Genomic DNA, 22,751 nt, shown 5'->3' on the forward strand with positions numbered 1-22,751 from the left:
CGGAATGAACAGGACGATCAGGTCGACATGAACAAGACGATCAGGCGTGCCGCGGTCTTCACTCTGCTGCTGGTGTTCGCCCTGCTGCTGCGGGCGACCTGGGTGCAGTTCTACGAGGGCCGGGCACTCGCGGACGACAAGAACAACCGCCGGGGCGCGATCGAGACGTACGCGGAGCCGCTGGGGAACATCGTGGTGGCCGGTGAGTCGGTCACCGGCTCGGCGCGCACGAAGGGCGGCGACCTCGCCTACAAGCGCACGTACGAGGACGGCGGTCTGTACGCCGCGGTGACGGGCTACGCCTCGCAGGCCTACGCGCCCACCCAACTGGAGGGCATCTACGAGGACCTGCTCAACGGCACCGACAGCCGGCTGCGGACCGTGCTGGACACGGTCACCGGCACGCGGGCCGATCCGGGCACCGTGGTCACCACGATCGACCCGGACGTGCAGCGGGCGGCGTACGAGGCGCTCGGCGACAAGAAGGGCGCGGCCGTCGCGATCGACCCGGCGACGGGGCGGATCCTCGGGGTGGTGTCGACGCCGTCGTACGACCCGTCGTCGCTCACGGACGCCAACACCGCCGGGCAGGCCTGGAAGAGGCTCACGAAGGACCCGGACAAGCCGCTGGTGAACCGGGCGCTGCGGCAGCCGCTGCCGCCGGGTTCGACGTTCAAGCTGGTGGTGGCCGCGGCGGCGCTGGAGGAGGGGCTCTACGGGTCGGTGGACGAGCGGACCGACAGCCCGGACCCGTACCGGCTGCCGGGCACGGTCCGGGAGCTGACGAACGAGAACCCGTCGGCGCCCTGCGAGAACGCGTCGATCCGGGTCGCGCTCCAGTACTCCTGCAACAACGTCTTCGGGAAGATGGCCGTCGACCTCGGCCGGGACAAGGTGCGGGAGACGGCCGAGCGGTTCGGGTTCAACGACGAGACGCAGGACGTGCCGGTGCGGGCCTACCCGAGTGTGTACCCGTCGGACATGAACGAGTCGGAGACGGCGCTGTCGGGCATCGGCCAGTTCGACGTGACGGCGACGCCGCTGCAGATGGCGATGGTGTCCGCTGCCATCGCCAACGGCGGCGAGCTGGTCTCGCCGCACATGGTGTCGCAGATCACCGACGGCGGCGGCGATGTGCTGGAGGACTACGACGACTCGGCGAGCACGCGGCGGATCGTGAGCTCATCGACGGCCGAGCAACTGGCGTCGGCGATGCGGACGGTGGTCGAGGAGGGCACCGGGTCGAACGCGCGCATCGACGGGGCCACGGTGGGCGGCAAGACCGGCACCGCGCAGCACGGTGAGAACAACAGCAAGACGCCGTACGCCTGGTTCACCTCGTACGCGACGTCCGACTCGACGGACAAGCAGGTCGCCGTGGCGGTGGTGGTCGAGCAGTCGGACGCGGCCCGCTCGGAGGTCTCCGGCAACGGGCTGGCGGCACCGGTGGCCAGGGCGATGATGGAGGCGGCGCTCCAGGACTGAGCGCCGCGCGGGCGGCAGGGGTGCCGCAAGACACCCCTGCCGCCCGCTTCCCGTTCCCGCGTCGAACCTTTTCGAGGTCTTTTCCGTGTTACCGGAGCAGGGTCGACGGGTCATACAGTGTTCGAGCCCCCGTACGAACGCCTGGGGGCCGCTGCTACGCTCCGGAACCCGTCCGGGGCCGCTCCGGACCGTCACATGTCATACGCATGACACGCACAGGCATCCGGCCGGGTGCCGGAGAGCCACCGCGAGGAGAGGTCGCCCGTGGGCACAGTCGTCGACGACGCCGCCTCCGCGGAGTTCCACGCCTTCTTCGAGCGCCACTACGCGGAACTCTCCCGCCTCGCCCTCCTGTTGACCGGCGAGTCCGACACCGCCGACGACCTGGCGGCGGACGCCCTGCTGGCGCTGTGGCACCGCTGGGACCGGGTGCGCGCCGCGGACCACCCGGCGGCGTACGCGCGCGGTGTCGTCGCCAACCTGGCCCGCACCCGGATACGCAGCGCGGTGCGGGAGCGGCGGCGCATCGCCCTGTTCTGGCCGCAGCGCGAGGAGAGGACCGAGAACCCGGACGTCGCCGGAGTCGTCGACGTGCGGGAGGCGCTGCGCCGGCTGCCGTTCCGCAAGCGCGCCTGCGTGGTGCTGCGGCACGCGTTCGACCTGTCGGAGAAGGACACCGCGCTGGCCCTCGGGATCTCGGTCGGTACCGTTAAGAGCCAGACGTCGAAGGGCATGGCCGAGTTGGGGCGACTGCTCGGCACCCGGCAGGCCCCGCTGCGGACGGTGCACGCGGCGGGACTGCCGCGCACCGGCCAGGCCGCGGGAAGGGACCGATGACCATGCAGCGGGACGTGCACGACGAGCTGCGCGCCCGGCTGCACGAGGCGGCGGCGGGGCACGAACCGGACCGGGCGCGCATCCTGGCCCGCGTGGAGCACGGCATGGCCGGTCCCGCGCGGCCCGAGCGCCGGGCGACCCGCCCGCCGGTGTCCGGCTGGGTGCGGGTGGTGTCGGCGACGGCAGCGGTCGCGGGGGTGCTCGGCGTCGGCGGCTACGCGGTGGCGTCAGCGGTGAAGGAGGACACCCCGCCGCAGACGGTCGCGGTCTCGCCGACCCCGGCACCGTCGCCGGACGCGACGAGCCGCGCCCCCGTGCCGCCGGCCGACCCGGCGCCGAGCGGCTCGCCCTCCGCCGGGCGGCCGGACCGGCCCGCCTCCCGGCCGCCGTCCGGGTCCCCCACCATCCGGCAGCCCGTGGTCGGCGCCGGCGCCGGTGTGGAGAACGGGCCGCTGTGGTCGGACGGTTCGGTCGACCCGCACAGCAACGAGTTCTGGGCGCAGAGCAACGTCACGCTCAGGACGAGCGAGGAACTGACCGCGCTCACCGTGCAGTTGCGGATCGCGCAGACCGGCGGGGTGTCCTCGACGGGCGCCTGGCGGACGCTGCCGGAGAGCGACTTCACGCTGAGCGTCGAGGAGCGCGACGGTTTCCTCGTCTACACCTGGACGCTCAAGGAGGGCCGCAGGGTCCCGGCGGGCGAGTGGATGTTCGCGGGGCAGTACGACCACGAGCGCGGCGGGCGCGACGCCGGCGGCGACTCCTACGGCGCGGCGGCGACGGCGGGCTCCGATCGGCTGTCGGTGGGCGGCGACTTCGCGCCGCGCGACGACGCGGACGCCGACGAGGGCGACTCGTAGGAATGGGCGACGGGGGCGGACTCGCAGGAATCGGCGGCGGGGCGGACTCGTAGGAATCGGCGGCGGGGCGGACTCGTAGGAATCGGCGGCGGGGCGGACTCGTGGGAGTTGCCGGCGGGGACGACTCGGGAAAGTTCCCGGACTCGCGGCAACCCTTCCGGCACGGGCGGCGACCAGCAGGCGAAAGATCACCTCCCACGCAAGGAATGGGCATGACTGCACGAGTCGAACAGCGCGTCCGCCACCGCCGCCGGGTCACCGGGCGGCGTGCTGTCGTCGCCGGGGCCGCCGCCCTAGGCATCACGGGCGCGGCGATCGTCACGACGACGACGCTGTCCACCGCGGGCGCGGCGTCGCCCTGGCCGACCGCCGAGGGCAGCCGGGCCGTGCCGTCCACGATCAAGGTGTCGGGCACCTACGACGGCGGTCTGAAGAAGTTCTACGGCTCGGGCGCCCTGGGTGGCGACGGCCAGGAAGAGGGCCAGGACCCGGTCTTCGAGCTGGCCGACGGCGCGACCCTGAAGAACGTCGTCATCGGCACCCCGGCCGCGGACGGCGTGCACTGCCTGGGCAGCTGCACCCTGCGGAACGTGTGGTGGCTGGACGTCGGCGAGGACGCGGCCAGCTTCAAGGGCAAGTCGGCGAACTCCGTGTACACCGTGTACGGCGGCGGCGCGAGGAACGCCTCCGACAAGGTGCTGCAGTTCAACGGCGCCGGCAAGCTGGTCGTCACCAAGTTCCAGGTGGAGGACTTCGGCAAGCTGGTGCGGTCCTGCGGCAACTGCGCCACGCAGTACAGGCGGACGGTCATCGTCAACGACGTCGACATCACGGCGCCCGGCAAGTCGATCGTGGGCATCAACCAGAACTACGGCGACACGGCCGCGCTGCGCAACGTGCGCGTCCACGGCGACAGCGGCAAGAAGATCAAGACGTGCACCCGCTTCCAGGGCAACGACACCGGTGCCGAGCCCAAGGAAATCGGTTCGGGCCCGGACGGCACGTACTGCCGCTTCACGTCCGCGGACGTCAGCTACCAGTGACACCTGCGCGAAGCGGCCCCCGCCGGTGACGACGACATGACGACCGGCGGGGGCCGCCGCGCGCGGGGACGAAAACACCCGAAACTTTCGGCGCACCGTGGTCTGTTGACGCCCCGTCCCCGGCTGATGACACTCCGAGGGCACACCGCCCAACAGAATCCCCCAGACTCCCACAGGAAGTGTCATGCGCCGTCCCACCGCCCGCACGCTCCTGGTCCCCCTCCTCACCCTGACCGCCCTTCTCCTCTCCCTGTTCACCGCCCCACCGGGCACCGCACGCCCAGGAGCCCCGCACTTGACCGAGCCCCGGTACGCCGGCTACCTCTTCGCCTACTTCACCGGCGAGGGCACGGCCGACGGCGAACAGATCCGCTACGCCCTCAGCCGCGGCAACGACCCCCTGCACTGGCGGGAGTTGAACGCCGGGAAGCCGGTGCTGACCTCCACCGTCGGCGAGCAGGGGCTGCGCGACCCGTTCGTGATCCGCTCCCCCGACGGCGACCGGTTCTACCTGATCGCCACCGACCTGCGGATGTACCGCAACAGCAGCGGCAGCTGGGACGAGGTCCAGCGGCACGGCAGCAAGTCGGTCATGGTGTGGGAGTCCACCGACCTGGTGCACTGGACCGACCAGCGACTGGTGAAGGTCGCCCCCGACAACGCGGGCAACGCCTGGGCGCCGGAGGCCTACTGGGACGAGTCCCTCGGGCAGTACGTCGTGTTCTGGGCGTCGAAGCTGTACGCCGAGGACGACCCCGGCCACACCGGATCGACGTACAACAAGATGCTGTACGCGACGACGAAGGACTTCCGCGACTTCAGCGAGCCGAAGGTGTGGAACGACCCGGGCTACTCGGTCATCGACTCCACGGTCGTGGCGCACGAGGGCACCTACCACCGCTTCACCAAGGACGAGCGCGACCCGTCGTCCGGCTCGCCCTGCTCGAAGTTCGTCACCGCCGAGAAGTCGCGGTCGCTGACGGACACGTCGTACGACTTCGTCGCGGACTGCATCGGCAGCGGGGCGATGGACCGCGGCGAGGGGCCGACGGTGTTCAAGTCCAACACCGAGGAGAAGTGGTACCTCTTCATCGACGAGTACGGCGGCCGGGGCTATCTGCCCTTCGAGACCACCGACCTGGACTCCGGGACATGGACGCCGTCCACGGACTACCAGCTGCCGGCCAGCCCGCGGCACGGCACGGTGCTGCCGGTCACGCAGGAGGAGTACGACCGGCTGCTGGCCGCCTACCCGGCCACGCCCGCGTCGGTCGTGGACGTGACCGCCGAGGGGCAGAAGGGCTACGGCGTCGTCACCGAGAGCGCCTCGAAGGTGGTGCTGCCGATGGACCCGGACGCCGACCTGTCCCGCCTCGCGCCCCGGCTGTGGGCCGCGAAGGGCGCCACCGTCAGCCCGCGCCCCGGCACGCGCCGCGACTTCCGCAGACCGCAGACGTACACCGTGACGGCGCCGGACGGCACCCGGCGCACCTGGACGGTGGAGGCGGTGCCCACCCGCAGTCCGGTCCTGCCGGGCCTCAACGCCGACCCGGACGTGCGCTTCATGGACGGCGAGTACTGGATCTATCCGACGACGGACGGCTTCCGGGGCTGGGGCGGCACCCGCTTCACGGCGTACTCGTCCAAGGACCTCGTGCACTGGAAGGACCACGGCGTCGTCCTGGACCTGGGACCGGACGTGGCGTGGGCCGACAAGTACGCCTGGGCGCCGGCGATCGCCGAGCGCGACGGCAAGTACTACCTCTACTTCTGCGCGGAACAGCAGATCGGCGTCGCCGTCGCGGACTCCCCCGCCGGCCCGTTCCGGGACGCGCTCGGCGAACCCCTCGTCGCCAAGGGGCGGTTCGCGGGCCAGATGATCGACCCGGCGGTCTTCACGGACGACGACGGGCAGGCCTACCTGTACTGGGGCAACGGGCGCGCGTACGTGGCGCCGCTCGCCGACGACATGGTGTCGTTCGACGCGTCCCGGGTGAAGGACATCACCCCGGACAACTACCGCGAGGGCTCGTTCGTGATCGAGCGGAAGGGCACCTACTACTTCATGTGGTCCGAGGACGACACCCGCAGCGAGAACTACCACGTGGCGTACGCGACGGGACCGTCCCCGCTCGGGCCGTGGACCAAGCGGGGCACGATCCTGTCCAAGCGCCCCGAGTACGGCATCCTCGGCACCGGCCACCACTCCGTGGTGAACGCGCCGGGCACCGACCGCTGGTACGCCGTCTACCACCGGTTCGCCCTGAACGGCCCCGGCCGTCCGGGCGGCGACGGCACGCACCGGGAGACCACCGTCGACCGCCTGGCCTTCGCGCCCGACGGCACGATCGAACCGGTGGTGCCGACGCTGGAGTCGGTCCGGCCGGTGCGGTGACTCACACCACCGTGTCCAGCCAGCCGAACACCTCGTCCTGCATGGGCGCCGTGAAGACGTGCCCGAGGCCCGGCCACACCTGGGTACGGAGCCGGTCCCCGGCGTCCCGGGAACACCAGACCGCGCGCATCTTCCCGTAGGCCGTGCGGACCCCCTCGGCGGTGAACAGGGTGTCCTGTTCGCCGCCGAGGAAGTACATGGGCCTCGGGGCGGCGATGCTCGCCACGTCGGGGATGTCGAGGTGGCGGGCGAGGCCGGGGTGCAGCATGTAGTACGCCGACTGCCCGCGCAGCGTGTTGTTGCCGGGCACCATCATCTCCTTCAGGCCGGTCATCCAGCACACGCTCGCCGCCGCGGCCACGTGGTCGCTGAGCGCCGCCGTCTGCCAGGCGCGGTAGGCGCCCATGGAGAAGCCGACGGCGGCGACCCGGCGGGCGTCCACCCGGTCGAGGCCGGCGAGGAACCCGGCGGCGCGGGCGTCCTCGCGGGCCACGAGCCCGGCGAGCGAGGAGCCGAGGTTGTAGAAGTTGGCGGCGAGGGCCTGCTGCTGCTCGTAGGTGACCGGCCCGCGGTCGCCCCAGCCGAGGGCGTCCAGGCACAGCACCACGTAGCCGCGCCGGGCGAGTTCGTCGCCGACGAAGCGACCGCTGAAGCACCGGTCCGCCCACGCCCGCGCGGAGGCGAGCCGGGTGTCGTCGTACCAGGGGCGGACGAGTTTTTCCTTGCCGATGTCGAACTTCGCGCCGTGGTCGTGCAACAGCAGCACCGCCGGGAAGGGGCCGGTGCCGTGCGGGGTGAGCAGGGCGCCCCGGACCCGTTCGTAGCGGGTGAGGGACACCGTGACCAGCTCGCGCGTGAAGCCGTGGGTCTCGGCGCGGTCGGTGAACTCGGGCGCGTACGGCACGCCGTGCTGCCGGTCGACGAGCAGGTGTTCCTCGACCGTGGCGCGGGCGGCGCGGCGCCACGCCCCGAAGTCACGGACCGGAGAGGTGCCCCAGGCGAGCGGGAAGTCCAGCTCGTCCTTGAGGGCCCGGTGGAAGTCGGGCAGGTTGCCGCCGACGAGCTCGGCCGCCTGTGCGCTCGCGCCGCCCGGACCGGCGACGAACGCCGCGGCGGCGGCTCCCGTCACGAACGTCCTGCGGCCCAGGGCGTCACGGCCGGTCATGCTGCCTCCCGGTCCCCGCGTGACGCAGGACGTGATGCTCGACGGCCGCCGCCGAGGTGAACGGCCGGTAGTCGTAGACGTCGGCGGGGTGCCAGCCGACGTCGCCGGTGAGGCCGAGGCCGCCGGCCACCTCGTCCAGGCGGGCCGGGCGGCCGTTGAACCAGGAGCCGGTGTCGCGGAAGTGCTCGCCCCCGTAGGCGCCGATCACCAGGGACGGTGTGCCCCCGGGGTAGCCGAAGACGTTCCGCTCGGAGAAGACCGCGGACTCCACTCCGACGCCCAGCGCGTAGAGGGTGCCGTCCGCGCTGCCCCGGTAGACGTTGTTGAGGACGTGGACCTGTCCGAAGCGGACGCGGGGCGCGCGCTGCGCGATGCCGGTGAACAGGTTGCCGACGAACGTCACCCTGAGCCGGCCGCGGTCCCGGTCGCCGCGCCCGTCGCCCGAGCCGATCAGGAGCGCCTTGTCGTGGTCGGTGAATCGGCTGTCGGAGACGGTGACGAGGTCGGAGCCGTCCTCGATGTCGAGCAGCCCGTCGTGCCGCTGCACGGGCTCGCCGTGGAAGCCGGCGGGTGCCTCGCGGTCGGGGTACCGGCCGTCGGTGAAGGTGCAGTGGTCGATCCAGATGTTCCGGCCGGTGATCACCGTCATGGCGTCGAAGCGGGCGTTCCAGTTGCCCCGGGCGCCGTCGTCCGGGGACCAGCTCGTGAAGTGGTCGACCGGGGCCTCCAGATGGAGGTTGCGGACGATGATGTTGCTACCGGTGTTGACGGTGAGGAACACACCGAGCAGCCGGGCGTCGTCGCCGGCGCCGACGAGCGTGGTGTTGCTCGGCACGGTCAGCTGGATCTGCGCCTTCTCCCGGTTGGAGCCGGTCTGCCGCAGCCGGCGCTGCTGCCCGCAGTACTCGTGGCGGGTGTCGGACCAGGTGGTGCCGTCCGGGCCGAAGCAGGACATGTACTTGGTGAGGTCGTACCCGGGCGCGTAGTCCTGCTCGCCGAGCAGGGTGCCGTCGTCCGCCTCGTGGCCGTCGATGTCGCCGACGACCCGGATCACCTTCGGGGCGGCCGGGTCGCCGTGGTTGGCGAGGGCCGCCTTGAGTTCGGCGCGGGTGTCCACGGTCCAGGTGGTGCCGCCCGCGCCGCCGGTGGTGCCGCCGCCGGTGGACGCCCAGCCGACGGGGCCCGGCCCGGCCGCGGCGGCGGGCAGCGGCGGGGAGGCCAGCAGACAGGCACCGGCGAGCAGCGCGCCGGTCAGGACCCTACGCATGGGGCCTCCAGTCGCCGAGGTAGGCGGCCCTGGTGTGCGACAGGGCCTCCTCGTCGGTGAGTTGGGGACGGTTCTCCGGCACGGTGATCCGGGCGCCGGGACCGGAGTTGCGGTACTCGGCGAAGCGCTGCGCCTGCCACGGGTGGGCGTCCGACATGTTGGCGTAGGGGGCGACCGCGTCGATGCCGGCGCCGAGGGTGCTGTCCCGGACGGTGAGCATGGGGCGGGCGGTGCGGTCGGAGCTGGGCACCCAGGGGCGGGCCAGCTTGTAGTGGGCGTCCGGGGCCTCGCTGCTGACGCGGCTGTTCGTCACGAGGTAGCCGCGCGGGTTGGCGCCCGCCGTGGACGGCGCGAACACGAAGCCGTACGGGGCGCCGGACAGGTCGGTGCGGGTCAGGGTGCGGAAGTGGCAGTGCTCGAAGACGGCGGTGGCCCGGCCGAACACGAAGTCGACGTCGCCCTCGGCGTAGCAGTGCGAGAAGTACTGGCGGGCGAACCGGTCCAGGGAGGTGGTGTCGGCGTACAGGGTGTCCTGGTGGCCGAGGAAGCGGCAGTGGTGGAAGGCGGAGCGGTCGCCCATGACCTTGATGGCGACGGCCTGGGTGCCCGTGAGGCCGGGGTGGTCGGCGCGCAGCCAGTCGTTGGCGAAGGTGATCCGGTGGGCGGTGAAGCCGTCCGCCCTGACGGTGGTGGTGGCGGAGCCGGTGGTGCCGTAGGTGCCGGAGCCGTCGGGCTTGGGCGTGCCGGCCGCGTTGTCGTACACGATGACGACGTCGCGGGGGCCGTCGCCGGCGCCGAGCCAGGTCATCTCCGTACGGGTGGCGTCGACCGAGACGGTCTCGCGGTAGGTGCCGGGCGCGAGGACCAGCGTACGGGCGCTGCCGGTGGCGGCGTTCACGGCGGCCTGCACGGAGGTGAAGTCGCCGCGGCCGTGCGGGTCGACGTACAGGGTGCCCGGGGTGAGGCGGGCGGCCGGGGAGCCGTACCGGCCGAACGGGCGGGGGCGGGCGGTGGCCGAGGCGGTGCCGGGTACGAGGCCGAGCGCGGCGCCGGCCGCGGCGGTCGCGAGCAGGAACCCTCTTCTGGACGGGGGACGTTGGGGCGAGGGCATGCGGGTGCTCCTTGCTGTGCGGCTGGTGCGGGTGGGTCGGGTACTTCCTCGCCGTGGGGGGTAGGTGCGGGGCCGGGGCGGGCGCAGCCCTGCTGGGGATGCGGTGCGGGCCGCCCCGGCCGGTTCGGGGTGGGTCAGCGCAGCCGGCCGGCGCCCGCGCGGTGGTCGACGATCGCGGGGACCGCGCGCGGCGGGTCGACCTTGGTGCGCAGGGTGGGCGTCCAGCCTGCGCCGGACTGCAGGGTCTCGGCGGGGATCTCCGCGTTGTGCACGGCGATCAGGTCGGTGAGGCGGCCGTTGACGTGGTTGTGCTCGGCGGTGAGCGGCGCCTCGCTCCACTTCTTCAGCGTCTTGGCGGCGCTGACGTCGTCCGGCAGCGAGAACGCGTTGTGCGTGGCGTACAGCCGCGAGTCCTTGCCGATGCCGAAGGTGTAGCCGTAGTTCTGGTCCTCGGTGACGACGAAGTGGTTGTTGTAGGCGTCGACCTGGCCGAAGCGGACGCGCGGGGCGCGCTCGACGATGCCCTCGAAGCGGTTGTGGTGCAGGGTGACCCGCAGCCTGCCGGTGTCGGTCGCGCCGGCGCTGTCGCTGTTGCCGATCAGCATGGTCTTGTCGTGGTCCTCGAAGGAGTTCCACGACGCGGTGACGAGGTCGGCGCCGCGTACGACGTCGAGGAGGCCGTCGTGCTGCTGGTAGACCTCGCCGTAGTAGGACGGCAGGGCGCTGTCCGGGTGACGGCCGTCGGTGAGGGTGTTGTGGTCGATCCAGACGTGGGTCGAGCCGTACACGACGACGGCGTCGTACTCGGAGTTCCAGGCGCCGGTCGCGCCGTCGGTCGGGTCCCACTGCGGGAAGCAGTCGAGCGGGGCCTCGATGGTGAGGTTGCGGACGATGACGTTGTCGACGCCCCGGATCTGGAGGCTGCCGCCGAGGATCCCGGCGTTGCGGCCGACGCCGATGATCGTGGTGTTGGCGGGGACGTTGGCCTTGATGCCCGCGTCCTGGTTCTTCGCCGAGGCGGCCCGCAGGTCCTCCTGGGGGCCGCTGACGGGGGTGTCGTAGCCCCACACGGCGGGGTCGTAGTCGGCGAGGTACTGGTCGAAGTCGTAGCCCTCGGCCTCGAACGCCTCGCAGCCCTCGGCCACGGCGTCGATCATGCCCTTGACCTTGATGATCTTCGGCGCGTCGCCTCCGGCCGCGAGGGCGGCCTTGAACTGCGCCCATGTCGTCACGGTGTAGACGTGCTCGGCGTCGGCGGCGGCGCCTCCGGTGGTGCCGGTGCCGTGGGAGCCCCAGCCGTCGCCCGCGCCGAGCGTCTGCCTGGCGATGTCGCCGTGTGCCTGGGCGGCGGTCCCGGTCAGGGACAGTACGAGCGCGGTGCACCCGGCCAGCGCACCCACTTTTATGGCATGCCCATGCCATAGATGTCTGTTCACTGTGCGGCTCTCCTTCTTCGGATGTTCAGGTCTTTACGCGGTGGCCTCGGGCCAGGTGATCCACGACTCGGGGACCACGTCGTCCAGGCGGCGCACGTCACGCGGCCGCAGCACCCCGGTGCGCAGCAGCTCCCGCGTCACGAGCCGCGCGACCTCGATCGCGCCCGGCGGATTGAAGTGCGTGTTGTCCTGCTCGGTCGCGGTCCAGTTGAAGTACTTCTTCGTCTCCTCGGCGCCGAGCTCCTGCCACAGCGCGAGCGACAGGGCCTGGATGTCGAGCAGCGCCACCTGCTCCTCGGCGGCGAGGGCCCGCATCGCCGCCGGGTACTCGCCGTGCGTCTCCAACGCGTTGCCGGCGGCGTCGAACCGCCGCCGCTCGACGGCCGTGGCCAGCACGGGCCGGGCGCCACGGGCCCGGGCGCCCTCGACGTACGTCCGCAGGTAGTCCTGGTACGTCGACCAGGGCTCGGTGTACCGCGTCGGGTCCGCGCTCTTCTCGTCGTTGTGCGCGAACTGGATCAGCAGGATGTCCCCGGGCCGAACGGCCCCGAGAACGACGTCCAGCCGCCCCTCGTCGACGAAACTCTTCGAACTCCGCCCGTTGACGGCGTGGTTGGACACCGCGATCCCGGAGTGCAGGAAGAACGGCGCGGCCATCCCCCACCCCGTCTCGGGAGCGGCGTCGGCGTACTTCTGGGCGGCGGTGGAATCCCCGGCGATGAAAAGGGTCCGAGCACCCTTCCCACCGGCCCGGGCGACACCACCCGCGCCGAGAACAAGAGGAACAGCGGCCATGGCGGCGACGGCGACTTGTCTACGGCTCATGGACACAACAGGCTGCCTTTCAGGAAAGGGGAGGGCTCAACGCCCCGAGGGGCGCGGGGAACCGCGCGAGGAACCGGGGACGGCCCGCGGCCCGAAACGCACACGAGCCGCCCCGGGAAACCCGGCAATCGGAAGGGCGTCAGCCCTGCTGCCCCTTCCACTCGGCCTGCGCCTCGTTCAGCTGTCCGGCCAGCGTGTCCAGGAAGTCCTTCGCGGTCATCTTCCCGAGCAGCACCTTCTGGAAGTTCGGCTCGTTGTCGGCCTTGGAGATCGTGTTCCAGTCCGGCAGGTAGTACGGCAGCTGCACGATCGTCGTCGACCCGTCCGACAGCGCCTCGGCGGCCAGCTTCGTCGGCTCCGCCTTCGACACCCACGCGTCCTTGGCGGCGTCGTTGTTGGCCGGCACCTGTCCCGCCGACTCGTTGAACTTCGAGTTCTCCTCGTGCGAGACGGCGAACTCGATGAACTTCCAGGCCGCGTCCTTGTTCTTGGAGCTCTTGAACAGCCCCAGCCCGTCCACCGGGTTGGACACCTGGACGCGCTTGCCGCCGGGACCGGTCGGCTGCGGAATGCCCCGGAAGTTGTCGGCGCCGAAGGCCTTCACGTGGTCCTGGTACGAACCGAGGTTGTGGTTCAGCATGCCGATGGTGCCGGAGTCCCACTGGGCGACCATCTTGGTGAAGTCGTTGTTCAGGTCGGCGGCCGGCGTGACCTTCTTGTAGAGGGCCGCGTACTTCTCCAGCGCCTCGACGTTCTTCGGGTCGTTGACGGTGGTCTTCTCGCCCGTGGAGTCCCAGAAGGACGTGATCCCGGACTGCCCGTACATCGCGTCCAGCGCCTGGGCGATGGAGCCGGCGCCGCCGCGGATGGTGTAGCCGAACTCGTTCTTGCCGGCGTTGGTGAGCTTCTTCGCGGCCTTGTAGAAGTTGTCCCAGGTCGACGGCTCGTCCAGGCCCGCCTTGCGGAACAGGTCGGTGCGGTAGTACAGGACGCCGTTGTTGGCCGAGGTCGGCACCGAGTACAGCCGGTCGTCGCCGCCGCCCGCCGCCTTCAGGGAGGTGATCATGTCCTCGTTGAGCTTGCCGTTCAGCGTGGACTTGGCGAGGCGGAAGTCCAGCGGCTCCAGCGCGTCCTGCGCGGCGAACCCGGCGAGCATCGCCGCGCCGACACCGCCGACGTCCGGCAGGCCGCCGCCCTGGAGGGCGGTGTCGACCTTCGACTGGTACTCGGTGGAGGCGATGCCGACGTACTCGACGTCGATGTCCGGGTGGGCCTTCTCGAAGTCGGCGATGATCTCCTTCCAGATGTCCGTGCGGACACCGCCGTTGTTGTCCCAGAAGACGATCTTGCCCTTGCCGCTGCCGTCGGCGCCGCTGTCGCCGCCCGCACCGCTGCCGTCGTCGCCGCAGGCGGTGGCGGTGAGCGCGAGCACGGCACCGAGGGCGACGGCGGCCGTGGTGCGGCGCCCGCCTGTGGTTCTGCTGCTGCGAATGCTGATCTTCATTGGTCGGCTCTCTTCTTCTGGTTCCAGCGGTGATGTGACGTTGTGGGGGGACGAGGCTCCGGGGCGCACTCAGTGGTGGGCGTGCGGCGCCCAGCCGTCGGTGCCCCCGAGGTAGGCGGCGACGGTGTGCTCCGTCGCGTCCGCGTCGCTCAGCTGCGGCCGGTCCGCGGTGACGGCGGCGCCCGGACCGGAGTTGCGGTACTCGGCGAACCGCGCGTCCCGCCAGGAGAAGCCGCCCATGTCCGTCCAGGGCGCGGACTTGACCGCGGCCGGCAGTTCGGTGTTCCGGAACAGCACCTGGGCGATCGCGTCGGGCTCGCCGCCCGGGTGCCAGGGCCGTCCGAGGTGGTAGGAGTCCGGCGGGGCGTCGCTGACCACCTTCGAGTCCGTGATCAGGAACCCGTACGGGTTGCCCTTCCAGGTGGACGCGGCGGTGATGTAGCCGTTGTTGGTGGCCGAGCCACGGCTGAGCGCGCGGATGACGGAGCGCTCGACGACCGTGGTGGCCCGCCCGTAGATGAAGTCGACGTCGCCCTCGATGTACGAGTCGCGGAGGTAGACCCGGCTGATGGTGGTCAGCCTGGGACTGTCGGTCATCAGGGTGTCCTGGTTGCCCAGGAAGGCGGTGTTCTCGAAGACGATCCGGTCGCCGGTCGTCTTCATCGCCAGCGCCTGCTCGCCGCTGAGCTCGTGCGCGGCCTCGTCGAAGTCGTTGCTGAAGGTGAGGTTGCGCGCCGTGACGTCGTTCGCGGCGATCCGTACGGTGGCGCTCCCGGTGGAGCCGCCGTACGCGGCGGGCGTGTCATGGACGATGACGGTGTCCGCGCGGTCCTGTCCAGTCCCCTGCAGCACGATCTTCGGCTTTCCCGCGGGGATGTACACCTTCGCGCGGTACGTGCCCGGCGCGACGGCGATCGTCACGGGCACGTCGTTGCCGTCGGGCACGGCGTCCACGGCGGCCTGCACGGTCGGGTAGGCGCCCGGGACGTGCAGCACCGTGCCGATCCGCCGCTGCGGGCCGGAGAACCGGGTGACGAGCGCCGGGACGGCGGAGGCGGGGTCGAGCCGGTAGTCGTAGAAGTCGCGCGGGTCGAAGGCGGCGCCCCACTCGTCGTGCCGGCCGGCGGTGTTCTTCAGGATGGAGCCGCGCTCCACCAACTCGGCGGTGGCGTCCGCCTGGTGGGGGTGCTGGACGCCGTCGTAGTAGCTGTTCTCGACGACCATTTTCGTCCTGCCGCGCGCCCAGTTGCCGTACGTCCACACCGGATCGCCGAGGTCGGCCGGTGAGGTCAGGTAGTTGTTGTACAGGTGCGCGTAGGCGCAGTTGTCGGCGGACGGGTTGCGCTGCTTGGTGCCCTCGAAGAGGTTGTGGTCGATGGTGATCTGCGTCTTGACGTTGGTCGTCCAGCCGATGCCGAACGCCTTGTTGTGGTGCGTGAACCGGTTGTAGGAGACGGTGATGTACTCGCTGTCCTTGCGGACGTCGAGGAGTCCGTCGCCCATGTGCGTGAAGTGGTTGTGGTCGATCCAGACGTGGTGGACGGAGTCCATCTGGATGGCGTCGAAGTCGGTGGTCTTGCCGTCCCAGTCGCCCTCCACGTAGGAGTCCCGGATCGTCAGGTTGCGGATGACGACGTTGTGCGTGCCGGGGTTCAGGTGCAGTTCGCCGTGCACGATCTCGCCGGTGTCGCCGACGCCGATGATCGTCTTGTGGGAGGCCACGACGATGTCCGAGCCGAAGGGCGCGACGGCGATCGAGCCCGCGACCCGGATGACGTAGGGCTCCTCGGCCGCCGCGTACCTGGCGAGGGCGGCCTGGTCGGTGACGGTGACGACCTTGCCGCCGGCGCCGCCGGTGGTGCCGCCCGCGAGGGAGGCGAAGCCGTGCGCCCGGTCGGTGAAGCGGTCGGCCGCCGCCGCGACCGGGCCGGTGCCGTCCGCCGGCGCCGTGGCGGTGGCGGTGCCGGCGGCGGGGTCGTCCGCCCGTGCCTCCCCGGCCGTGCCCAGGCCCAGGGCCGCGGCCAGTGCCACGACGGCGGCCAGGGTTCTCCCAGGACCTGGCAAGCGCTTGCTCCGGAAGTGCGTCATTGCGGCTCCCAACAGGCGTACGGGTGTGGTGGGTTACGAGGGCGTGATCCTGAAGTGCGTGAACGTCGCGGTGCCGGCGTGCCCGTGGCCGGCGGGCGCGACGGCGAACAGGCCGAGCAGGGCGCCGACCCAGCGCCAGGGGGTGGCGGCGAACACCGGTCCCGAGGGCCGGAAGCCGTCACCGGTGTCGGCGGAGAACCGGCAGCGCGCGCCGGCGCCGGTCTCGATCCGCAGCCGGGCCCGGCCGTCGGGCGCGAGCCGGGGGTGGGCGGCGTCCCGTTCCCTCTCGGCGACGCTCTCGCCGAACCGGTGCACCAGGCGCACCGCGCCGTCCGCGCCCCGCTCCAGACCGATCCAGCCGAACGCGTCGCCGAGGACGGCGAGCCCGGCGCGGGCCCCCGGTTCCTGCCCGGCGAGGCTCAGTTCGACCTCGACGGCGCACGGCATGCCGGGCAGCCGCTGCGTCAGCACGTTCGGCAGGGTGCGCGGGTCGTGCGCGCCGGCCGAGCGGACGCAGGTCAGCCGCAGCCCGTCGGCGGAGTGCTGGGTGGCCCAGCCGTCCTGCGGGTTGGCCGTCCACTGCCACTGGCGGCCGTACCGTCCGCCGGGGAAGTCGTCGTCCGTGGCGGGTGCGGCGGGCGGCTGCGGCGGCAGCGCGGGGCGCCGGTGTTCGGTGACGGGGGCGCCGTCCTCGCCCAGCACCGGCCAGCCCTCGGCGTCCCAGGTCATGGGCTGGAGGTGGACGACCCGGCCGTAGGCGCCGCGCTGCTGGAAGTGCAGGAACCAGTCCTCGCCGGCCGGGGTGCGCACCCAGCCGCCCTGGTGCGGGCCGTTGACGTCGGTGTCCCGCTGTTCGAGGACGATCCGCTCCTCGTAGGGCCCGAAGAAGTCGCGGGAGCGGAAGGCGCCCTGCCAGCCGGTCTCCACTCCCCCGGCGGGCGCCATGATCCAGAACCAGCCGTCGTGCCGGTACAGCTTGGGGCCCTCGAGGGTGAACCAGCCGGGGATGCGGTCGGCGTCCACGATCACCTTGCCCTCGTCGAGGACGCCGGTGCCGTCGGGGCGCATGCGGTGCCCGGTGAGGCGGTTCTTGATCCCGGAGCGGGACCTGGCCCAGGCGTGCACGAGGTAGGCCTCGCCGGTCTCCTCGTCCCACAGCGGGCAGGCGTCGATCAGGCCCTTGCCCTCCTTGACCAGGTGCGGGCCGGTCCAGGGGCCGCGGATGCCGGGGGCGTTGACCTGGAAGATGCCGTGGTCGGGGTCGCCCCAGAAGATCCAGAAGCGGTCGTCGTGGTGGCGCAGGGACGGTGCCCAGACCCCGCAGTCGTGCCGGGGCACGGCGAACTCCTCGGCGGGTTCGAGGCGTTCGAGGGCGTGGCCGACCAGCGTCCAGTTGACGAGGTCGCGGGAGTGCAGCAGCGGCAGGCCGGGGGCCCGGCCGAAGCTGGAGGCGGTCAGGTAGAAGTCGTCGCCGACGCGGACGACGTCGGGGTCGGACCAGTCGGCGTTCAGGACCGGGTTGCGGTAGGTGGTGGCGGTCTGTTCGACGGTCACGGGCTCACGGCCTTTCGGATCAGGGCCGCCGCCGTGTCCCGGTCGAGGCGGCCGTCGGCGACGACGGTGACGACGCGGCGGACGAGGGTGTCGCCGGGCGGGACGGGGACGCGTCCGGTGTGCGCCAGCGACGAGCCGACGCCCGGGTACTCGGCGGTGCGCACGAACCACGGGTCGCGGCGGGTGGCGTCCGTGGCCCCGGCGAACACCAGCGTCCAGCAGGAACCGGCGAGCGCCAGCCAGTCGGCGGGGCTGCCGTGCACCTCGCTCTCGCCCTCGGCGTCGGCGGTGAAGACGTCCGGTGCGCCGTCCTCCTTGCGGGCCCGCCAGAAGAAGCCTCCGTAGGCCGCGCCGGGGCGCCCGTTGGTGGCCGGGCTGCCGATGGACAGCAAGCCGCCCGTGACGTTGGTGAGCGAGAAGGTGAAGTCCAGGGCCCAGGCGGTGTCGGTCAGTTCGGTGGCGGCGACGGTGCGGCGCTCGCGCAGCAGCTCGTTCCCGGCGGCCACCCAGCGCAGTTCCTCCACGAAGCCGTCCGGGTCGCGGAGCTGGAACGTGGTGTGCCGCTGGGCGCCGTGGTTGTCGAGCTCGGTCGGGCCCCGGTCGCGCACGTAGGTGCGCCCGCCCCAGAAGTTGTACCCCTCGACGTCGGGGACGGCGACACCGACGCCGAGGTGGTGGAGGTGGTCGGCGGGGCTCAGTTCGGTGACGGCCACGCCGGACAGGGTGGTGACGGGGTGCAGGTACGGGCGCGGGGACAGCCGGGCGGGCAGTTCGGGCCGGACGACGTAGCGGCCCACCGGGCGGCCCGCGACGCGCAGGACCGGGGAGTCGGTGCCGGTCATCGGGCGCTCACCTCTTTCTGACGGTGCTCCGCGGGCAGCGCCCAGGGGGCGCCGAGCTCGGAGTAGAGCGAGAGGGTGTCGGCGGCGGCTGCGACGAGCCCGTCCACGCCGGGCACGACCCGGCGGTTCTCGCCGGGGACGCGGCGCCAGGAGCCGGCCGGCAGCGGGGCCGGGTCGGGGGCCTGCCGGATCGCCTCGACGACCGTCATGAAGGCACCGGTCGCCTCCGGGACGGCCAGCAGGTCGGCGCCCTCGGTGAGGTGGGCGACGAGGTTCTCCAGCAGGTCGGTGCGGCCGTGCTCGACCTCCTCGGGGCCGTGGCCGGCGCGCTGGAGCAGCACGCGGTCCTGCTTGTACCAGAAGGTGATCCGGCCGCTGCTGCCGTGCACGAGGACGTACGGCTCGCCGGGCTCCTCTGCGCACAGGGTCACGGCGACGGTGACCGGGTGGCCCTGCGCGGTGGTGATCCGTACGCAGGAGGTGTCGTCGGACTCGATGTCGTTGGCGCGCAGCAGTTCGGTCTCGATGCCGGTGACGTCCTCGGCGCGGGTGCTGCCGCCGAGGGCGAGGGCGGTGACGACGGCGTGCGCGAGCGGGTTGGTGAGCACCCCGTCGACGACGTCGACGCCGTTCATGCGCCGCTTGCCCGCCCAGGGCGCGCGCCGGAAGTACGCCTCGTCGCGCGCCCAGGCGCCGGCGCCGCCGAGCCCGACGAGTTCGCCGACGGCGCCCTCGGCGATCAGTTCGCGGATCGCGGGCACGGCGTGCGAGCCCAGCGACTGGAAGCCGATCTGGCAGGCCACGCCCGCGGCGGCGACGCCGTCGGCCATGCGCCGGTACTCGGCGTAGGAAGGGGCCGGAGGCTTCTCCAGCAGGATGTGGACGCCCCGTCCGGCCGCGGTGAGCGCGAGGTCGGTGTGGGTCGGGATGGGGGTGCAGATCACGGCGATCCGGGCGCCGGTGGAGTCCAGCAGGGCGCCGAGGTCGGCGGACTGCTCGGGCGTGCCGAGGCCGTCGAGTTCCCCGGCGGTGAGCGGGGTGAGTTCGCAGACGCCGGCCAGGCGGACCAGGCCGCGGTCCTGGAGGCGGCGGATGTTGGCGAGGTGCCAGCGTCCGTGGCCGCGGGCGCCGGCGAGGACGACGGGCAGCGGTGCGCTCATGGGATCCTCCCCGCGCCGGCGCCGCGTGCCACGTCCTGGTCGGCCGCGCGGGCGCTGTCGATCGGTCCGTGCAGGGTGGGCGTCCAGCCGACGTCGCCGGTCAGGTCGCGTTCGCTGCCGGAGTTGTAGGAGTTGTTGATGGCGAGCAGGTCGACCGGGTAGCCGTTGAAGAGGGTGCCGCTCTGGTGCAGGGCGGTGCCGTTCCAGCTCTTGACGAGGTCGGCGGCCTCGACGTGGGCGGGCGTGGTGAAGGCGTTGTTCTCGGCGTACACGGCGGACTCGGTGCCGATGCCGAGGGAGTAGCGGTGGTCGGTGCCGCCGGGGACGACGTAGCGGTTGTTGTAGACGTGGACCCGGCCGAAGCGGACGCGCGGGGCGCGCTGCACGATCGACTCGAACTCGTTGTGGTGCAGGGTGACGCGGAGTCTGCCGCGGTCGCCGGTGGCCGAGTCGCTGCTGCCGATGAGCATCGCCTTGTCGTGGCCGGTGAGGCGGCTCCAGGACACGGTCACCAGGTCGGAGCCGCCTGTGATGTCGAGCAGGCCGTCGTGGCGCAGGAAGTTGCGGGCGAAGTAGGTGGGTTCCTTCGCGTCGGGGTGCCCCTTGTCGGACAGGGTGACGTGGTCGATCCAGACGTGGCGGGCGCCGGTCAGCCAGATGTTGTCGTAGGCGGCCTTCCAGTCGCCGAGGCCGCCGGGGTGGGGCTGCCAGGCGGGGAAGCAGTCGTAGGCGTCGCGCAGTTCGAGGTTGCGGACGATGACGTTGTCCGCGTCCTTGATCTGGAGGCTCGCGCCCTTGAGGACGGCGTCGTCGCCGAGGCCGACGATGGTGGTGTTGGAGCCGACGGGCAGCACGATCCGTTCGGCCTGCCGGGCGGCCGAGGCCCTGCGGGCGTCCTCCTGCGGTCCGGACGGCTTCGCGGCGCCCCAGGTGCGGGGGTCGTAGGCGGCGAGGTAGCCGCGCAGGCTGTAGCCGTCGGTGGTGTAGTCGGCGCAGTCCAGGCGGTGGCCGTCGTCGTCGGTGTTGGCGTCGATCGTCCCGGCGATCCTGATGATCTTCGGGGTGTCGCTGCCGCCGTCGAGGGCGCGCACCAGGCCGGCGCGGTCGGTGACGGTGTACACGTGGGCGTCGTCGGCCGCGGCGCCGCCGGTGGTGCCGCCCTCGGCGGCGGCCCAGCCGTCGCCGGGGGGCAGGGTGTCGCGGCTGATGTCGCGGTCCTCGGCGTGGGCGGGGACGCAGAGCAGACCCAGCAGGGCCGCCGCGGCCGCGATGTGCCGGAGCCTCATCCCTTCACCGCCCCCGCGCTGAAGCCGGTGATGAGCCACTTCTGGATGAACGCGAAGACCAGCACGACCGGTACGGCCGCGATGATGCCGCCCGCGGCGAGCGCGCCGAGGTCGACGCTGTCCGCGCTCATCAGGGTGTTGAGACCGACGGGGATGGTCTGCTTGTCCTGGTTGTTGAGGAACATCAGGGCGAACAGGAAGTGGTTCCAGGAGTGCACGAACGCGAAGGAGCCGACGGCGATCAGACCCGGCCGCAGCAACGGCAGGACGACGATCCGGAAGGCCTTCATGCGGCCGCAGCCGTCGACCCAGGCCGCCTCCTCCAGGGAGTACGGCACGTTCTTGATGAAGTTGCTGATCAGGATCATCGACAGCGGCAGCTGGAACACCGTCTCGGCGATGATGACACTGCCCAGCGAGTTGATCATCTGCAGTTCGGCGAAGATCTCGAACAGCGGGACCAGCAGCAGCGCGCCGGGCACGAACTGGGAGCACAGCAGGGCGAGCATGAAGGCCTGCTTGACCCGGAAGTCGAACCGGGCGAGGGCGTAGCCGCCGGCCAGCGCGACGACCGTCGTCATCACCAGGGTGGCGAGGCCGACGAGCACGCTGTTCTGGAAGTAGACGCCGAAGCTGCGCTCGGTCCACACCTTCTCGAAGTGCTCGAAGGTCATCGGCCAGGGCACCAGCGAGGTCGAGCCGGGCGGGCGCAGCGCGAAGAGCAGGATCCAGTAGAACGGGATCAGCGTGAAGACCAGGTAGACGGACAGCGGCAGGTAGATCTGCCAGCGCGGGGCCTCGTCCCAGGCGCGGCCCCGGCCGGCCGGCCGGGGTGGCGCGGGAGTGGCGCGCGCGGGTGCGGGGGCGACCGGGGTGGCCTCTTTGGTGATCACTTGTTGTCGCCTCCGAACTTGCTCAGCCGCAGATAGACGATCGAGCAGAAGAGCAGAATCACGAACGCCACCGTGGTCAGGGCCGACGCGTAGCCGAAGTTGTGGGCGTCGACGCTGGTGTTGGCGATGTAGAGCGGCAGTGTCGTGGTCTCGCCCGCGGGTCCGCCGCCGGTCAGGGTGTAGAGCAGGTCGACGTTGTTGAACTCCCACACCGCGCGCAGCAGCGTGGACAGGATGATGGCGTCCTTCAGGTGGGGCAGGGTGATGTGCCAGAACTGCTTGATGCGGCTGGCCCCGTCGACCTCGGCGGCCTCGTACAGGTCCTTGGAGACGGACTGGAGGTCGGCGAGGATGAGGATCGCGAAGAAGGGCACGCCGCGCCACAGGTCGGCGACGATCGCCGCCGGGAACACGGTGGAGGTGTCCGACAGCCAGCTGGTGCCGTACGAGCCGAGGCCCAGGTCCGCGAGGTAGCGGCTGATGCCGGTCTGGGAGTTGTAGAGGAGCACCCAGATCGCGGAGGTCAGGACGCCGGAGACGGCCCACGGGGAGAAGACCAGGGCGCGGCCGACGGCCCGCCCGACGAAGGTCTGGTTGACGATGAGGGCCAGCGCGAGGCCGAACAGCAGCTGGAGGGTGACCTCGACGAAGACCCACTTGGCGCTGAAGACGAGGGTGTCCCAGAAGATGGGGTCCTCGGTGAAGGCGTGGACGAAGTTGTCGAGGCCCGCGTAGCCGTTGCGCCACGGCTTGGTGGGGTTGTAGTGCTGCAGGCTGTAGTAGAAGACGCTGATGACCGGGTAGGCGATGAAGCCCAGCATGAGCAGGGCCGCCGGGGTGATCAGCAGGTAGGGGAGCCTGCGCGGGGTGGCGGAGGCACGGCGCCGCCGGGGTGGCGCGGGCGGTTTCGCCACGGCTGCGGCTTGGGCCATGACTGTTCTCCGTTCTTGAGCGTTCTCGTGCGGGATGTGCGGGATGTGCGGGGTGAAGCGCTTTCTGT

General features: G+C 71.7%; 18 protein-coding genes. 5 read left to right on the forward strand and 13 right to left on the reverse strand.

Features of this window, described 5'->3' with window-relative positions; all coding sequences use genetic code 11:
• Positions 1-27: 27 nt before the first annotated feature.
• The 5 genes from QC282_RS00460 to QC282_RS00480 all read left to right on the forward strand — a co-directional run bounded on the left by QC282_RS00460 (position 28) and on the right by QC282_RS00480 (position 6,620).
• Positions 28-1,485: a penicillin-binding protein 2 gene (locus tag QC282_RS00460; RefSeq protein WP_279547094.1), complete on the forward strand. Its 1,458-nt coding sequence runs from the start codon at positions 28-30 to the stop codon at positions 1,483-1,485.
• A gap of 264 nt (positions 1,486-1,749) precedes the next feature.
• Positions 1,750-2,322 (forward strand): SigE family RNA polymerase sigma factor, encoded by a 573-nt coding sequence (locus tag QC282_RS00465; protein WP_279547095.1) that lies wholly within the window; start codon positions 1,750-1,752, stop codon positions 2,320-2,322.
• Complete coding sequence (locus QC282_RS00470) at positions 2,319-3,182, forward strand: hypothetical protein (protein WP_279547096.1); 864 nt, start codon at positions 2,319-2,321, stop codon at positions 3,180-3,182. Before QC282_RS00465 ends, QC282_RS00470 begins: the two co-directional genes overlap by 4 nt.
• Before the next feature lie 212 nt (positions 3,183-3,394).
• Positions 3,395-4,225 carry a pectate lyase gene (locus QC282_RS00475; RefSeq protein WP_279547097.1) on the forward strand — a complete coding sequence of 277 codons (831 nt, stop codon included), beginning with the start codon at positions 3,395-3,397 and terminating at the stop codon, positions 4,223-4,225.
• A gap of 184 nt (positions 4,226-4,409) precedes the next feature.
• Positions 4,410-6,620 (forward strand): family 43 glycosylhydrolase, encoded by a 2,211-nt coding sequence (locus tag QC282_RS00480; RefSeq protein WP_279547098.1) that lies wholly within the window; start codon positions 4,410-4,412, stop codon positions 6,618-6,620.
• A 1-nt stretch (position 6,621) separates the two neighbouring features.
• Here the strand turns inward: QC282_RS00480 and QC282_RS00485 are convergent, their stop codons facing one another.
• From QC282_RS00485 to QC282_RS00545, 13 genes are all read right to left on the reverse strand, one after another.
• A complete protein-coding gene (locus QC282_RS00485) occupies positions 6,622-7,785 on the reverse strand; it encodes a dienelactone hydrolase family protein (protein ID WP_279547099.1) in 1,164 nt (387 codons plus the stop codon).
• A complete protein-coding gene (locus tag QC282_RS00490; RefSeq protein ID WP_279547100.1) occupies positions 7,772-9,052 on the reverse strand; it encodes a pectate lyase in 1,281 nt (426 codons plus the stop codon). The genes QC282_RS00485 and QC282_RS00490 overlap by 14 nt, the downstream gene beginning before the upstream one ends.
• Positions 9,045-10,163, reverse strand: a complete 1,119-nt coding sequence (locus QC282_RS00495; protein WP_279547101.1) for a pectinesterase family protein — start codon at positions 10,161-10,163, stop codon at positions 9,045-9,047. The genes QC282_RS00490 and QC282_RS00495 overlap by 8 nt, the downstream gene beginning before the upstream one ends.
• Before the next feature lie 134 nt (positions 10,164-10,297).
• A complete protein-coding gene (locus tag QC282_RS00500) occupies positions 10,298-11,599 on the reverse strand; it encodes a pectate lyase (protein ID WP_279547102.1) in 1,302 nt (433 codons plus the stop codon).
• Between the two features lie 33 nt (positions 11,600-11,632).
• Entirely contained in the window at positions 11,633-12,430 is a 798-nt protein-coding gene (locus QC282_RS00505) for a rhamnogalacturonan acetylesterase (protein WP_279547103.1), read from the reverse strand.
• Between the two features lie 133 nt (positions 12,431-12,563).
• On the reverse strand, positions 12,564-13,928 hold the full coding sequence (locus QC282_RS00510) for a sugar ABC transporter substrate-binding protein (RefSeq protein WP_279547104.1): 1,365 nt from the start codon (positions 13,926-13,928) through the stop codon (positions 12,564-12,566).
• 69 nt (positions 13,929-13,997) lie between these two features.
• Positions 13,998-16,016 (reverse strand): pectinesterase family protein, encoded by a 2,019-nt coding sequence (locus QC282_RS00515; RefSeq protein WP_279547105.1) that lies wholly within the window; start codon positions 16,014-16,016, stop codon positions 13,998-14,000.
• Between the two features lie 33 nt (positions 16,017-16,049).
• Positions 16,050-17,570, reverse strand: a complete 1,521-nt coding sequence (locus QC282_RS00520; RefSeq protein ID WP_279547106.1) for a glycoside hydrolase 43 family protein — start codon at positions 17,568-17,570, stop codon at positions 16,050-16,052.
• Entirely contained in the window at positions 17,567-18,412 is an 846-nt protein-coding gene (locus tag QC282_RS00525; protein ID WP_279547107.1) for a PmoA family protein, read from the reverse strand. The genes QC282_RS00520 and QC282_RS00525 overlap by 4 nt, the downstream gene beginning before the upstream one ends.
• Entirely contained in the window at positions 18,409-19,572 is a 1,164-nt protein-coding gene (locus QC282_RS00530) for a Gfo/Idh/MocA family oxidoreductase (RefSeq protein WP_279547108.1), read from the reverse strand. The genes QC282_RS00525 and QC282_RS00530 overlap by 4 nt, the downstream gene beginning before the upstream one ends.
• Positions 19,569-20,858: a pectate lyase gene (locus tag QC282_RS00535; RefSeq protein ID WP_279547109.1), complete on the reverse strand. Its 1,290-nt coding sequence runs from the start codon at positions 20,856-20,858 to the stop codon at positions 19,569-19,571. Before QC282_RS00535 ends, QC282_RS00530 begins: the two co-directional genes overlap by 4 nt.
• Positions 20,855-21,751 carry a carbohydrate ABC transporter permease gene (locus tag QC282_RS00540; RefSeq protein WP_279547110.1) on the reverse strand — a complete coding sequence of 299 codons (897 nt, stop codon included), beginning with the start codon at positions 21,749-21,751 and terminating at the stop codon, positions 20,855-20,857. Before QC282_RS00540 ends, QC282_RS00535 begins: the two co-directional genes overlap by 4 nt.
• Complete coding sequence (locus tag QC282_RS00545) at positions 21,748-22,683, reverse strand: sugar ABC transporter permease (RefSeq protein ID WP_279547111.1); 936 nt, start codon at positions 22,681-22,683, stop codon at positions 21,748-21,750. The genes QC282_RS00540 and QC282_RS00545 overlap by 4 nt, the downstream gene beginning before the upstream one ends.
• Between the last annotated feature and the right edge of the window lie 68 nt (positions 22,684-22,751).

This window comes from Streptomyces sp. DH24, from assembly GCF_029813775.1.
Lineage (GTDB): Bacteria > Actinomycetota > Actinomycetes > Streptomycetales > Streptomycetaceae > Streptomyces.

What these genes read in the sequence shown, in the direction of transcription:
- QC282_RS00495 (WP_279547101.1), bottom strand. Translation starts at nt 10,163, where the DNA reads ATGCCCTCGCCCCAACGTCCCCCGTCCAGAAGAGGGTTCCTGCTCGCG.
- QC282_RS00535 (WP_279547109.1), bottom strand. Translation starts at nt 20,858, where the DNA reads ATGAGGCTCCGGCACATCGCGGCCGCGGCGGCCCTGCTGGGTCTGCTC.
- QC282_RS00515 (WP_279547105.1), bottom strand. Translation starts at nt 16,016, where the DNA reads ATGACGCACTTCCGGAGCAAGCGCTTGCCAGGTCCTGGGAGAACCCTG.
- QC282_RS00545 (WP_279547111.1), bottom strand. Translation starts at nt 22,683, where the DNA reads ATGGCCCAAGCCGCAGCCGTGGCGAAACCGCCCGCGCCACCCCGGCGG.
- QC282_RS00525 (WP_279547107.1), bottom strand. Translation starts at nt 18,412, where the DNA reads ATGACCGGCACCGACTCCCCGGTCCTGCGCGTCGCGGGCCGCCCGGTG.
- QC282_RS00470 (WP_279547096.1), top strand. Translation starts at nt 2,319, where the DNA reads ATGACCATGCAGCGGGACGTGCACGACGAGCTGCGCGCCCGGCTGCAC.
- QC282_RS00530 (WP_279547108.1), bottom strand. Translation starts at nt 19,572, where the DNA reads ATGAGCGCACCGCTGCCCGTCGTCCTCGCCGGCGCCCGCGGCCACGGA.
- QC282_RS00510 (WP_279547104.1), bottom strand. Translation starts at nt 13,928, where the DNA reads ATGAAGATCAGCATTCGCAGCAGCAGAACCACAGGCGGGCGCCGCACC.
- QC282_RS00460 (WP_279547094.1), top strand. Translation starts at nt 28, where the DNA reads ATGAACAAGACGATCAGGCGTGCCGCGGTCTTCACTCTGCTGCTGGTG.
- QC282_RS00490 (WP_279547100.1), bottom strand. Translation starts at nt 9,052, where the DNA reads ATGCGTAGGGTCCTGACCGGCGCGCTGCTCGCCGGTGCCTGTCTGCTG.
- QC282_RS00475 (WP_279547097.1), top strand. Translation starts at nt 3,395, where the DNA reads ATGACTGCACGAGTCGAACAGCGCGTCCGCCACCGCCGCCGGGTCACC.
- QC282_RS00485 (WP_279547099.1), bottom strand. Translation starts at nt 7,785, where the DNA reads ATGACCGGCCGTGACGCCCTGGGCCGCAGGACGTTCGTGACGGGAGCC.
- QC282_RS00480 (WP_279547098.1), top strand. Translation starts at nt 4,410, where the DNA reads ATGCGCCGTCCCACCGCCCGCACGCTCCTGGTCCCCCTCCTCACCCTG.